The organism is Kitasatospora sp. MY 5-36 (assembly GCF_001182915.1).
Lineage (GTDB): Bacteria > Actinomycetota > Actinomycetes > Streptomycetales > Streptomycetaceae > Kitasatospora.
Map to the genome: position 1 here is coordinate 39,961 of NZ_LFVW01000009.1, position 12,465 is coordinate 52,425.

The window sequence follows — 12,465 nt, forward strand, 5'->3', positions numbered from 1 at the left end:
CCACCCCCGGTCAGAGGCCGGGGCTCCCTCACCGTGAGGTGTCGGAGTAGGTAGCACGCAAGACCTCTGAAGAACCACAGGAGCCTTGAATGGCACGCCTCGCCGGCGTTGATCTCCCCCGTGAGAAGCGGATCGAGATCGCCCTTACGTACGTGTACGGCATCGGCCGTACCCGCGCCCAGCAGACCCTGGCCGAGACCGGTGTCAACCCGGATGTCCGCGTTCGCGACATCTCCGAGGACGACCTCGTCAAGCTGGGCCAGTACATCGACGCCAACTACACGGTCGAGGGTGACCTCCGCCGTGAGGTGGCCGCCGACATCCGCCGCAAGGTCGAGATCGGCTGCTACGAGGGTCTGCGTCACCGCCGCGGCCTGCCGGTCCGCGGCCAGCGCACCCACACCAACGCGCGTACCCGCAAGGGCCCGCGTCGCGCGATCGCCGGTAAGAAGAAGCCGGGCAAGAAGTAGTCCGTCCCGTAACCGGACATCCCTCCGGCCCGCGGGTCAGCGGACCGACCACCTCAGTAGGAGAACAGACTTATGCCCCCCAAGGGTCGTCAGGCTGCCGGCGCGAAGAAGATCCGCCGCAAGGAAAAGAAGAACGTCGCTCACGGCCACGCGCACATCAAGAGCACGTTCAACAACACCATCGTTTCGATCACCGACCCCGCGGGCAACGTGATCTCCTGGGCCTCCGCCGGCCACGTCGGCTTCAAGGGCTCGCGCAAGTCGACCCCGTTCGCCGCGCAGATGGCCGCCGAGGCCGCTGCCCGTCGCGCGCAGGAGCACGGCATGCGCAAGGTCGACGTCTTCGTGAAGGGTCCGGGCTCCGGCCGCGAGACCGCGATCCGTTCGCTCCAGGCCACCGGCCTGGAGGTCGGCTCGATCCAGGACGTCACCCCCACCCCGCACAACGGCTGCCGTCCGCCGAAGCGCCGCCGCGTCTGACGCAGCGCCTTCGGGCACGCGGGTGATGTTTTAACCTCGTACGGGCTCCCACGCAGTGATTGGTCGCTGCCTACGGGAGCCCGTACGCTTGGTCCTGTCGGCATCAAATAGTGGGTGCCGAAGACAACTGGAGGATTCCCCCCATGCTTATCGCTCAGCGCCCCTCGCTGACCGAAGAGGTCGTCGACGAGTTCCGCTCGCGGTTCGTGATCGAGCCGCTGGAGCCGGGCTTCGGCTACACCCTCGGCAACTCCCTGCGCCGCACGCTCCTGTCGTCGATCCCGGGTGCCGCTGTCACCAGCATCCGCATCGACGGCGTCCTGCACGAGTTCACCACCGTGCCGGGCGTCAAGGAGGACGTGACCGACCTCATCCTCAACATCAAGCAGCTGGTCGTCTCGTCGGAGCACGACGAGCCGGTCGTGATGTACCTGCGCAAGCAGGGCCCGGGTGTCGTCACCGCCGCCGACATCGCCCCGCCGGCGGGTGTCGAGGTGCACAACCCGGAGCTGGTCCTCGCCACGCTGAACGGCAAGGGCAAGCTGGAGATGGAGCTGACCGTCGAGCGCGGTCGCGGCTACGTCTCCGCCGTCCAGAACAAGGCCTCCGGCCAGGAGATCGGCCGCATCCCGGTCGACTCGATCTACAGCCCCGTGCTGAAGGTCACCTACAAGGTCGAGGCCACCCGTGTCGAGCAGCGGACCGACTTCGACAAGCTGATCGTCGACGTCGAGACCAAGCCCGCCATGCGTCCGCGCGACGCCATGGCCTCGGCCGGCAAGACCCTGGTGGAGCTGTTCGGCCTCGCCCGCGAGCTGAACATCGACGCCGAGGGCATCGACATGGGCCCGTCCCCGACGGACGCCGCCCTGGCCGCCGACCTGGCGCTGCCGATCGAGGAGCTGGAGCTCACGGTCCGCTCCTACAACTGCCTCAAGCGCGAGGGCATCCACACCGTGGGTGAGCTCGTCGCCCGCTCCGAGGCCGACCTGCTCGACATCCGCAACTTTGGTGCGAAGTCGATCGACGAGGTCAAGGCGAAGCTGGCCGGCATGGGCCTGGCCCTCAAGGACAGCCCGCCCGGGTTCGACCCGACCGCCGCCGCCGACGCCTTCGGCGCCGACGACCTCGACGACTCGCACTTCGCCGAGACCGAGCAGTACTGAGAGAATTGGCCGCGGGGGCGGTTCCACGAACCGCCCCCGTCGTCGTGAAAGTCGTACGGGCAACAGTGCCCGTACGCCCGCTGCGGTACCTGATACGGCCGTAGTCGGAGATCCAAGGAGTAATCCATGCCGCGTCCCACCAAGGGTGCCCGCCTCGGCGGCGGCCCGCACCACGAGCCGCTGCTGCTCGCCGGTCTGTGCCGGGAGCTGTTCCAGTACGGCCGCATCACCACGACCGAGGCCAAGGCCCGTCGGATGCGCCCGCTGGCGGAGAAGCTGATCACCAAGGCGAAGAAGGGCGACATCCACAACCGTCGCCTGGTGCGCAAGACCATCACCGACGTGTCGGTGCTGCACACCCTCTTCACCGAGATCGCGCCGCGCTACGAGAACCGCCCGGGTGGTTACACCCGTATCACCAAGATCGGTCCCCGTCGTGGCGACAACGCCCCGATGGCCGTGATCGAGCTGGTCGAGGCGCTGACCGTCGCGCAGACCGCCGTCGGCGAGGCCGAGGCCGCCACCAAGCGTGCCGTCAAGGAGGCCGACGCCAAGGTCGAGGAGACCAAGGCCGACGCCGCCGAGGCCGAGCAGGCCTGACACCTCTGGGTGTGTTGCGGGCCCGCTTCCCCAGTGATGGGGGAGCGGGCCCGTTCCTTGTTCTTCGAGGTCCCGGGAGAAGAGAAGCAGTGGTCAACGAGTGCGCCGAGCAGCCGCCGGTGAAGGACGGCCCGGCCGACGGGTACGTCCGGGTCCGGCTCGACCTCGCCTACCAGGGTGCCGAGTTCTCCGGCTGGGCCCGCCAGAAGGGCGGCCGCCGGACGGTCCAGGAGGAGATCGAGAGCGCGCTGCAGGTCGTCACCCGCAGCCCGGAGCCGTTCCCGCTGACCGTGGCCGGCCGCACCGACGCCGGGGTGCACGCCCGCGGCCAGGTCGCCCACGTCGACCTGCCGGCCGAGCTGTGGGCGGAGCACCGGGAGAAGCTGCTGCGCCGGCTGGCGGGCCGGCTGCCCGGGGACGTCCGGATCTACCGGGTCGGCGAGGCGCCGGCCGGGTTCGACGCCCGCTTCTCGGCCGTCTGGCGCCGGTACGCGTACCGGGTCTCCGACCACCCCGGCGGGGTGGACCCGCTGCTGCGCGGCCACGTGCTCTGGCATGACCGGCCGCTGGACGTGGAGAAGATGAACGCCGCCGCGAAGCTGCTGCTCGGCGAGCACGACTTCGCCGCGTACTGCAAGAAGCGCGAGGGCGCCACCACCATCCGCACCCTGCTGGAGCTGCACTGGGACCGCGTCCCGGTGGACCCGTACGCCGCCCAGGAGGGCTCGCTCGCGGTCGCCACCGTGCGGGCCGACGCCTTCTGCCACAACATGGTCCGGGCGCTGGTCGGCGCGATGCTGCTGGTCGGCGACGGGCACCGGCCGGTGGAGTTCCCCGGCGAGGTGCTGGCCGGCGGGGTGCGCAACTCCGCCGTCAACGTGATCCGGCCGTACGGGCTCACGCTGGAGGAGGTCGGCTACCCGCCGGACGACCAGCTGGCCGAGCGCAACCGGGCGGCCCGGCGGATGCGGACCCTGCCCGGTCAGCCGGCCATCGGTTAATCCGTTTTGGCCCGGCGCGTCCGCTTGGGAGAATCGTTCCCATGGGACACGTCGAGATTTCGCACCTGGAGTACTACCTGCCGGACGGGCGCGTGTTGTTCGACGACGCGTCCTTCCGGGTCGGAGAGGGCGCCGCGGTCGCCCTGGTCGGCGCCAACGGCGCCGGCAAGACCACCCTGCTCCGGATGATCGCGGGGGACATCCAGCCGCACGGCGGCACGGTGACGATCAGCGGCGGGCTCGGCGTGATGCGCCAGTTCGTCGGCACCACCGGCCGCGAGGACCAGCAGTCCACCCCGGGCGCGCTGCCGGCCGACGCCTCGGTGCGCGACCTGCTGGTCTCCGTCGCCCCCGAGCGGATCGCCAAGGCCGCCCGCGCGGTGGACGCCGCCGAGCTGGCGATGATCGCCCAGGACGACGAGAAGACGCAGATGGCCTACGCCCAGGCGCTCTCGGACTGGGCCGACGTCGGCGGCTACGACTACGAGACCGACTGGGACGTCTGCACGATGGCGGCCCTCGGGGTGTCCTTCGACAAGGCCCAGTGGCGCGGCCTGAACACCCTCTCCGGCGGCGAGCAGAAGCGGCTGGTGCTGGAGGCGCTGCTGCGCGGCCCCGAAGAGGTGCTGCTGCTCGACGAGCCCGACAACTACCTGGACGTCCCGGCGAAGCGCTGGCTGGAGGAGGCCCTCAAGGCCACCTCGAAGACCGTCCTGTTCATCTCGCACGACCGCGAGCTGCTCTCCAAGACCGCCGACAAGATCATCTCCGTGGAGTCCGGCGCGGCGGGCAGCAGCGTCTGGGTGCACGGCGGCGGCTTCGACTCCTTCCACGAGGCCCGCAAGGACCGCTTCGCGCGGTTCGAGGAGCTCGGCCGGCGCTGGGACGAGGAGCACGCCAAGCTCAAGAAGCTGGTCGTCACCCTGCGCCAGGCCGCCGCCGTCAGCCACGCCCTGGCCACCCGCTACGCCGCCGCCCAGACCCGGCTGAAGAAGTTCGAGGAGGCCGGGCGGCCGGAGGAGCCCCCGCGCGAGCAGAGCATCACCATGCGGCTCAAGGGCGGGCGCACCGGTGTGCGCTCCTTCACCCTGGAGCAGCTGGAGCTCACCGGCCTGATGCGGCCCTTCGACCTGGAGGTCTTCTACGGCGAGCGGGTCGCGGTGCTCGGCGCCAACGGCGCCGGCAAGTCGCACCTGCTGCGGCTGCTCGCGGGGGACGAGACCGTCGAGCACACCGGCGCCTGGAAGCTCGGCGCCCGGGTCGTGCCCGGCCACTTCCGGCAGACCCACGCCCACCCGGAGCTGTTCGGCCGCACCGTGCGGTCGATCGTCGAGGAAGAGCACGCGCTCAGCCGCGGCGCCGCGATGGGGGCGCTGCGCCGGTACGAGCTGGACCGCCAGGAGGAGCAGAAGTTCGAGTCGCTGTCCGGCGGGCAGCAGGCCCGGCTGATGATCCTCAAGCTCGAACTCTCCGGTGTCACGGCCCTGTTGCTGGACGAGCCGACCGACAACCTGGACCTGGAGAGCGCCGAGGCGCTGCAGGCCGGTCTGGAGGCCTTCGACGGCACCGTGCTGTGCGTCACCCACGACCGCTGGTTCGCCAAGACCTTCGACCGTTTCCTGGTGTTCGGCGCGGACGGCCGGGTGTTCGAGTCGCCGGAACCGGTCTGGGACGTGACCCGCGTGGAGCGCGAACGCTGAGTGACGGCCGGGCCGCGGGCCGGGCCTCCGGCCGGACGGAGCCGACCCATTTTTGACCCCTTCGGATCCGGCCGGTAACCTGGACGCTTGATGTGCGTATTGGCTCGCTCTATCTCACGTGAGAGGTCGGTACGCCGGAGACATCAGGTCGTCGACCAGCGGTCACCCTTGAATTGCGTCCAAGGTTGGCCAGGCTGCTCTGCCGTCCGGGTGCTCCTGTCAGGACTCACTCACTGAAAAGCGAAGGCTACGACCGTGCGTACGTACAGCCCCAAGCCCGGCGACGTCCAGCGTCAGTGGCACGTCATCGACGCGACCGACGTCGTGCTCGGCCGCCTGGCCTCCCAGGCCGCCAACCTCCTCCGGGGCAAGCACAAGGCGATCTACGCGCCGCACGTTGACACTGGTGACTTCGTCATCATCATCAACGCCGACAAGGTGCACCTGTCCGGTAACAAGAAGACCCAGAAGCTGGCCTACCGCCACTCGGGCTTCCCGGGCGGTCTGCGCTCGGTGCGCTACGACGACCTGCTGGCGAACAACCCGGAGAAGGCCGTCGAGAAGGCCATCAAGGGCATGATCCCCAAGAACAGCCTGGGCCGCCAGATGCTCTCGAAGCTGAAGGTCTACTCGGGCGACCAGCACCCCCACGCTGCCCAGCAGCCGGTGCCGTTCGAGATCACCCAGGTCGCGCAGTAATTCGGCCACCAAGCCCCCCAACACTGAAAAGAGCTGAGGAACACCGTGGCCGAGACCACTGAAACCCTTGAGGTCGACTTCGACGAGGCCGTTGAGGCCGTCGAGGGCGAGTACACCTCCGAGGAGAGCTACACCTCCGAGTCGCTGGCCGGCCGCTTCGGCGAGGCCGTCCCCGGCGCCGGCCTGGGCCGTCGCAAGGAGGCGATCGCCCGCGTGCGCATCGTCCCCGGCACCGGCCAGTGGAAGATCAACGGTCGCACCCTCGAGGGTTACTTCCCCAACAAGGTGCACCAGCAGACCGTGAACGAGCCCTTCAAGCTCCTCGAGCTGGACGGCCGTTACGACGTCGTCGCCCGCATCAGCGGTGGCGGCGTCTCCGGCCAGGCCTACGCGCTGCGCCTCGGCGTCGCCCGTGCCCTGAACGAGGCCGACGTGGACAACAACCGCGGCGCGCTGAAGAAGGCCGGCTTCCTGACCCGTGACGCCCGCGCCGTCGAGCGCAAGAAGGCCGGTCTGAAGAAGGCCCGCAAGGCGCCGCAGTACAGCAAGCGCTAATCGCCTCCCCCGGGGGTGCGGTCCGCCCTGGCGGCGCACCCCCTGGTTGCGCGAAAAACCGTCGCCCCGGAGTACCTCGCGTACTCCGGGGCGACGTGTTCCCCGGCTACTGCGCGGCGGCCGGGATCATCGGTTTGGGTTCCGAGCAGTGGTGATGGAGGACGGGACAGTGGGACGACTCTTCGGTACGGACGGCGTGCGCGGGGTGGCCAACGAGGGCCTGACGGCGGAGCTGGCGCTCGGCCTGTCGGTCGCCGCGGCCCATGTGCTCGGCGAGGCCGGCGCCTTCGACGGCCACCGGCCGGTCGCGGTGGTCGGCCGTGACCCGCGCGCCTCGGGCGAGTTCCTGGAGGCCGCCGTCATCGCCGGTCTGGCGAGCGCCGGCGTCGACGTCCTGCGGGTCGGCGTCCTGCCCACCCCGGCCGTGGCGTACCTCACCGGCGCGCTCGGCGCCGACTTCGGCGTGATGCTGTCCGCCAGCCACAACGCCATGCCGGACAACGGCATCAAGTTCCTCGCCCGCGGCGGCCACAAGCTGGACGACCGCATCGAGGACGCGATCGAGACCCACTACCGCAAGCACACCCTCGGCGACGAGGACTGGAACCGTCCGACCGGCGCGGCCGTCGGCCGGGTGCGCGAGTACACCGAGGGCTTCGACAAGTACGTCGCCCACCTGATCGGCGTGCTGCCCAACCGCCTGGACGGCATCAAGGTCGTCATCGACGGCGCCCACGGCGCGGCCGCCTACGTCGCCCCCGAGGCCTTCGCCCGGGCCGGCGCCGAGGTGGTCCACACCCTGGGGGCCGAGCCCACCGGCCTCAACATCAACGACGGCGTCGGCTCCACCCACCTGGACCGGCTGCGCGTCGCCATGAAGGAGCACCGGGCCGACCTCGGCATCGCCCTGGACGGGGACGCCGACCGCTGCCTGGCCGCCGACGCCGAGGGCAACGAGGTGGACGGCGACCAGATCATCGCCATCCTCGCGATCGCCATGAAGGAGGCCGGCACCCTGCGCGGCAACACCGCCGTGGCCACCGTGATGTCCAACCTCGGCTTCAAGCTGGCGATGGAGCGCGAGGGCGTCGAGCTGGTGGAGACCGCCGTCGGCGACCGCTACGTGCTGGAGGCGATGAAGGAGCACGGCTTCGCGCTGGGCGGCGAGCAGTCCGGCCACGTGATCCTGCTGGACCACGCCACCACCGGTGACGGCACCCTGACCGGCCTGATGCTGGGCGCCCGGCTGGCCGCCACCAAGCAGCCGCTGGCCGACCTGGCCGCCGTGATGACCCGGCTGCCGCAGGTGCTGATCAACGTCAAGGGCGTCGACAAGTCCCGGGTGAGGACCAGCACCGAGCTGGCCGCCGCGGTCGCCGAGGCCGAGGCCGAGCTGGGCTCCACCGGCCGGGTGCTGCTGCGCCCGTCGGGCACCGAGCCGCTGGTCCGGGTGATGGTCGAGGCCGCCGACCCGGCACAGGCCGAGACGGTCGGGCAGCGCCTGGCCGAGGCCGTGCGCACCCACCTGGGCTGAGCCCCGGAGACACGGTGAAGGGCCCCCGCGCGTCGCGGGGGCCCTTCGTGTCGTGCGCTCCTCCGGAGGTGCCTCCCCGGGCGCGCCCCTCGGGGTGGGCTCTTCGGGGTGGGCTCTTCGGGGTGGGCTCGTCGGGGTGGGCTCGTCGGGGTGCGCTCAGAGCTTGCGCAGCAGGGCCCGGCGGACCTTGTGGTCCTGGCCCTTCTGGAGGATCAGGGTGGCCCGGCCGCGGGTCGGCAGCACGTTCTCCAGCAGGTTGGGCTTGTTGATGGTGCGCCAGACCTGCCGGCCGTACTCCATCGCCTCCTCCTCCGGCACCTCGGTGAAGCGGCGGAAGTAGGAGTTCGGGTCCTGGAAGGCGGTCTGCCGCAGCTTGCGGAAGCGGTCCAGGTACCAGTGCTCGATGTCGTCGGTCCGGGCGTCGACGTAGATCGAGAAGTCGAAGTAGTCGGCCACCGCGAGGCGGGTGCGGCCGTCGCTGCCGGGCAGGGCCGGCTGGAGCACGTTCAGGCCCTCGACGATCAGGATGTCCGGGCGCTCCACGGTCAGCCGCTCGCCCTGCACGATGTCGTACACCAGGTGCGAGTAGACCGGCGCGCTGACCCGCTCCTTGCCCGCCTTCACGTCCGCGACGAAGCGCATCAGCGCCCGGCGGTCGTACGACTCCGGGAAGCCCTTGCGGGCCATCAGGCCGCGGCGGCGCAGCTCGGCGTTGGGGAGCAGGAAGCCGTCGGTGGTGACCAGTTCGACCCGGGGGTGCTCGGGCCAGCGGGCCAGCAGCGCCTGCAGCAGACGGGCGGTGGTGGACTTGCCGACCGCGACGGAGCCGGCCACGCCGATGATGAACGGGGTGCGGGTGCGCTCGGTGTCCGGGGTGTCCAGGAACGTGCCCAGCGTCCCGCGCAGCTCGTGCGTGGCGTGGATGTACAGGTTCAGCAGGCGCGACAGCGGCAGGTAGACGTCGCGGACCTCGTCCAGGTCGAGGGCGGTCCCGAGGCCGCGCAGCCGTTCCACCTCCTCGGCGGTCAGCGGCAGCGGCGTACGCTCGCGCAGCGCGCTCCACTCGGCCCGGCTGAGGTCCACGTAGGGGGACGGGGACGGGCCGGGCGTGGCGGCGCCCGGCGTACAGAGTTCGGTCAGCACATGCTCCATTGTGAGCCGTCGCGGCGTTCACGGTGGCTGTGGTGTCGGTCACGCAGTGTTCCCGCGCGGCGGGAAAACGGCCACAGAACCGCCCTTATGCTGGCACGCATGTGCGGAATTGTTGGATACGTGGGCGCTCAGACCGCCCTCGACGTAGTAATCGCAGGCTTGCAGCGACTGGAGTACCGGGGCTACGACTCGGCCGGTGTCGCGGTGCAGGTCCAGGACTCCGAAGGGCAGTGGAGCCTGGCCACCGACAAGCGGGCGGGCAAGCTCGCCAACCTGGAGAAGTCGCTCGCCGAGACCCCTCTGCCCGGCGGCACCACCGGCATCGGCCACACCCGCTGGGCCACCCACGGCGGCCCGACGGACGCCAACGCCCACCCCCACCTGGACGACCGCGAGCGGGTCGCTGTGGTGCACAACGGCATCATCGAGAACTTCGCCCAGCTGCGCGCCGAGATCGCCGAGCGCGGCCACACCCTCCGGTCCGAGACCGACACCGAGGTCGTCGCCCACCTGCTGGGCGAGGCCTACACGGGCGACCTCGCCGAGGCCATGCGGGCGGTCTGCCGTCAGCTGGAGGGCGCCTTCACCCTGGTCGCCGTGCACGCGGACGCGCCGGACGTGGTCGTCGGCGCCCGCCGCAACTCGCCGCTGGTGGTCGGCCGCGGCGAGGGCGAGAACTTCCTCGCCTCGGACGTCGCCGCCTTCATCGCCCACACCCGTGAGGCGATCGAGCTGGGCCAGGACCAGGTGGTCGAGCTGCGCCGGGAGGGCGTGACCGTCACCAACTTCGACGGCACCCCGGCCGACGTGCGCGAGTACCACGTCGACTGGGACGCCTCCGCCGCCGAGAAGGGCGGCTACGACTACTTCATGCTCAAGGAGATCGCCGAGCAGCCGAAGGCGGTCGCCGACACCCTGCTCGGCCGGATCGGCACCGACGGCCGGCTGACCCTCGACGAGCTGCGGATCTCCGACGCCGACCTGCGCTCGGTCGACAAGGTCGTCATCGTGGCCTGCGGCACGGCCTTCCACGCCGGCATGATCGCCAAGTACGCGATCGAGCACTGGACCCGCATCCCCTGCGAGGTCGAGGTCGCCTCCGAGTTCCGCTACCGCGACCCGATCATGGGCCCGGGCACGCTGGTCATCGCCATCTCGCAGTCCGGCGAGACCATGGACACCCTGATGGCCCTGCGGCACGCCCGCGAGCAGGGCGCCAAGGTGCTGGCGATCTGCAACACCAACGGCTCCACCATCCCGCGCGAGTCGGACGCGGTGCTGTACACCCACGCCGGTCCGGAGGTCGCGGTCGCCTCCACCAAGGCGTTCCTGACCCAGCTGGTCGCCTGCTACCTGGTCGCCCTGTACCTGGGCCAGGTGCGCGGCACCAAGTGGGGCGACGAGATCTTCGCCGTCATCAAGGAGCTCGGCGACGCGCCGAAGCAGGTCGAGCAGGTCCTGGAGACCATGGAGCCGGTGCGCGAGCTGGCCCGCTCGCTGGCCGACGCCCGCTCGGTGCTGTTCCTCGGCCGCCACGTCGGCTTCCCGGTGGCCCTGGAGGGCGCGCTCAAGCTCAAGGAGCTGGCGTACATGCACGCCGAGGGCTTCGCGGCGGGCGAGCTCAAGCACGGCCCGATCGCGCTGATCGAGGAGGGGCTGCCGGTCGTGGTGGTCGTGCCCTCGCCGCGCGGGCGGTCGATCCTGCACGACAAGATCGTCTCCAACATCCAGGAGATCCGGGCCCGCGGCGCCCGCACGATCGTGATCGCCGAGGAGGGCGACGAGGCCGTCGTCCCGTACGCGGACCACCTGATCCGCATCCCGGCCACCCCGACCCTGCTCCAGCCGCTGGTCTCCACCGTCCCGCTGCAGGTCTTCGCCTGCGAGCTGGCCACGGCCAAGGGCCACGAGGTCGACCAGCCGCGCAACCTGGCGAAGTCGGTCACCGTCGAGTAGCCGCTCGGCCGTACGGCGCCCCTGCGGTGGCTGCGTCCTACCGCAGGGGCGCCGTGTCGAGTGCGAACGAGAACGGGGCGGGCAGGTCGATCGCCTTGCCGAACTCGACCTTGGTCTGGGTGATGTAGTCCTCGCCGTCGGGTTCAGTGAACAGGGTGATCATGCCTTCGCCGCGGTCGATCAGCAGGTAGCAGGGGATCCCCGCAGCGGCGTAGCCCCTGCGCTTGGGCTCGCGGTCCTTGTGCGGGTTGATCGACGTGATCTCGAAGACCAGCAAGACCCCTTCTGCAGAAGCCCACGAGTCGGCGTGCTCGAAATGGCCGACCGGGCTCAGGGTGCCGTCGGGGATGAACCGTCCTTTGGGCGTGATCAGTCCCTTGTTCCCGGACAGATCGAACTCGGCCTCGGCCTTGCGCATGAACTGCCTGTTCAGCAGGGAGAACGCGGTCTCGTGTTCGCCGTCCGGCGGTGGTGTCACGACGATCTCCCCTTCGATGAACTCGGCCTTGCTTCCCAGCGGGGTGTCCAGCCCCAGAAACGCCTGGAGGAGGCTCTCCTCGCCCAGCGGGTGCTCGACTGCCGGCATGGCGACCATGGCCCTTCTCCCTCCTGCTGGTCTGTACCGAGCGACAAAGTAGGCGTACGGACCGGAGCCGGCGGGGGATCGAAGTGGGTGTCACTCGAAAGTGTGCCGCAGGCCCGGCTCCCGTGGGGCGGTGACGCGGGCTAGCGTCGGCGGTAGCCGACCGCTGAAGGAGTTCTCCCCATGCGTCATGCACACCCTGTGGAAACCGTCCGGGCCGCGGAGGCCGAGCTGATGGCGCGGCTGCCGGAGGGCACGCTGATGCAGCGGGCGGCCGCGGGGCTGGCCGCGACCTGTGCGCGGCTGCTGACCGGGCGTCGGGGGCGGGTGTACGGCAGTCGGGTGACGGTGCTCGCGGGCAGCGGGGACAACGGGGGTGACGCCCTGTACGCGGGGGCCGCGCTGGCCCGGCGCGGGGCGCGGGTGACGGCGGTGCTGCTGGTGCCGGAGAAGGCGCACCCGGGCGGGCTGGCCGCGCTGCGGGCCGCCCGTGGGCGGGTGACGGTGGAGCAGGAAGTCGGCCTGGCCGACTTCTCGCGCGCGGACCTGGTGCTGGACGGCATCGTCGG

The 12,465-nt window shown here is 70.6% G+C and carries 13 protein-coding genes; 11 read left to right on the forward strand and 2 right to left on the reverse strand.

What is annotated here, in order from left to right:
- Positions 1 to 89: 89 nt before the first annotated feature.
- The 9 genes from rpsM to glmM all read left to right on the forward strand — a co-directional run bounded on the left by rpsM (position 90) and on the right by glmM (position 8,205).
- Positions 90 to 470, forward strand: coding sequence for a 30S ribosomal protein S13 (gene rpsM / locus AE652_RS00660; RefSeq protein WP_049649048.1), 381 nt, complete (start codon positions 90 to 92; stop codon positions 468 to 470).
- A gap of 72 nt (positions 471 to 542) precedes the next feature.
- The gene (rpsK, locus tag AE652_RS00665) at positions 543 to 950 is read left to right on the forward strand and encodes a 30S ribosomal protein S11 (RefSeq protein WP_030232513.1); all 408 of its coding nucleotides are present in this window, start codon (positions 543 to 545) and stop codon (positions 948 to 950) included.
- Between the two features lie 143 nt (positions 951 to 1,093).
- A complete protein-coding gene (locus AE652_RS00670; protein WP_049649049.1) occupies positions 1,094 to 2,116 on the forward strand; it encodes a DNA-directed RNA polymerase subunit alpha in 1,023 nt (340 codons plus the stop codon).
- Between the two features lie 126 nt (positions 2,117 to 2,242).
- Positions 2,243 to 2,716: a 50S ribosomal protein L17 gene (gene rplQ, locus AE652_RS00675; RefSeq protein WP_049649050.1), complete on the forward strand. Its 474-nt coding sequence runs from the start codon at positions 2,243 to 2,245 to the stop codon at positions 2,714 to 2,716.
- A gap of 89 nt (positions 2,717 to 2,805) precedes the next feature.
- Positions 2,806 to 3,717 carry a tRNA pseudouridine(38-40) synthase TruA gene (gene truA, locus AE652_RS00680; RefSeq protein ID WP_049649051.1) on the forward strand — a complete coding sequence of 304 codons (912 nt, stop codon included), beginning with the start codon at positions 2,806 to 2,808 and terminating at the stop codon, positions 3,715 to 3,717.
- 41 nt (positions 3,718 to 3,758) lie between these two features.
- A complete protein-coding gene (locus AE652_RS00685) occupies positions 3,759 to 5,417 on the forward strand; it encodes an ABC-F family ATP-binding cassette domain-containing protein (RefSeq protein ID WP_049649052.1) in 1,659 nt (552 codons plus the stop codon).
- Positions 5,418 to 5,672: 255 nt separating this feature from the next.
- Positions 5,673 to 6,116 (forward strand): 50S ribosomal protein L13, encoded by a 444-nt coding sequence (gene rplM / locus AE652_RS00690; protein WP_030055846.1) that lies wholly within the window; start codon positions 5,673 to 5,675, stop codon positions 6,114 to 6,116.
- A 45-nt stretch (positions 6,117 to 6,161) separates the two neighbouring features.
- Positions 6,162 to 6,671, forward strand: a complete 510-nt coding sequence (gene rpsI, locus AE652_RS00695; protein ID WP_049649053.1) for a 30S ribosomal protein S9 — start codon at positions 6,162 to 6,164, stop codon at positions 6,669 to 6,671.
- A gap of 169 nt (positions 6,672 to 6,840) precedes the next feature.
- Complete coding sequence (gene glmM, locus AE652_RS00700; protein WP_049649054.1) at positions 6,841 to 8,205, forward strand: phosphoglucosamine mutase; 1,365 nt, start codon at positions 6,841 to 6,843, stop codon at positions 8,203 to 8,205.
- Positions 8,206 to 8,361: 156 nt separating this feature from the next.
- On the opposite strand, the gene coaA is transcribed toward glmM, so the two are convergent.
- Complete coding sequence (coaA, locus tag AE652_RS00705; RefSeq protein ID WP_049649055.1) at positions 8,362 to 9,357, reverse strand: type I pantothenate kinase; 996 nt, start codon at positions 9,355 to 9,357, stop codon at positions 8,362 to 8,364.
- Positions 9,358 to 9,456: 99 nt separating this feature from the next.
- On the opposite strand from coaA, the gene glmS reads away from it, so the two are divergent.
- On the forward strand, positions 9,457 to 11,313 hold the full coding sequence (gene glmS / locus AE652_RS00710; protein WP_074003955.1) for a glutamine--fructose-6-phosphate transaminase (isomerizing): 1,857 nt from the start codon (positions 9,457 to 9,459) through the stop codon (positions 11,311 to 11,313).
- 37 nt (positions 11,314 to 11,350) lie between these two features.
- Here the strand turns inward: glmS and AE652_RS00715 are convergent, their stop codons facing one another.
- A complete protein-coding gene (locus tag AE652_RS00715; RefSeq protein WP_049649063.1) occupies positions 11,351 to 11,899 on the reverse strand; it encodes a Uma2 family endonuclease in 549 nt (182 codons plus the stop codon).
- 180 nt (positions 11,900 to 12,079) lie between these two features.
- Here AE652_RS00715 and AE652_RS00720 point away from each other — a divergent pair.
- Positions 12,080 to 12,465 (forward strand): NAD(P)H-hydrate epimerase (locus tag AE652_RS00720; protein WP_304414257.1); only part of this gene is annotated, 386 nt, incomplete at its 3' end.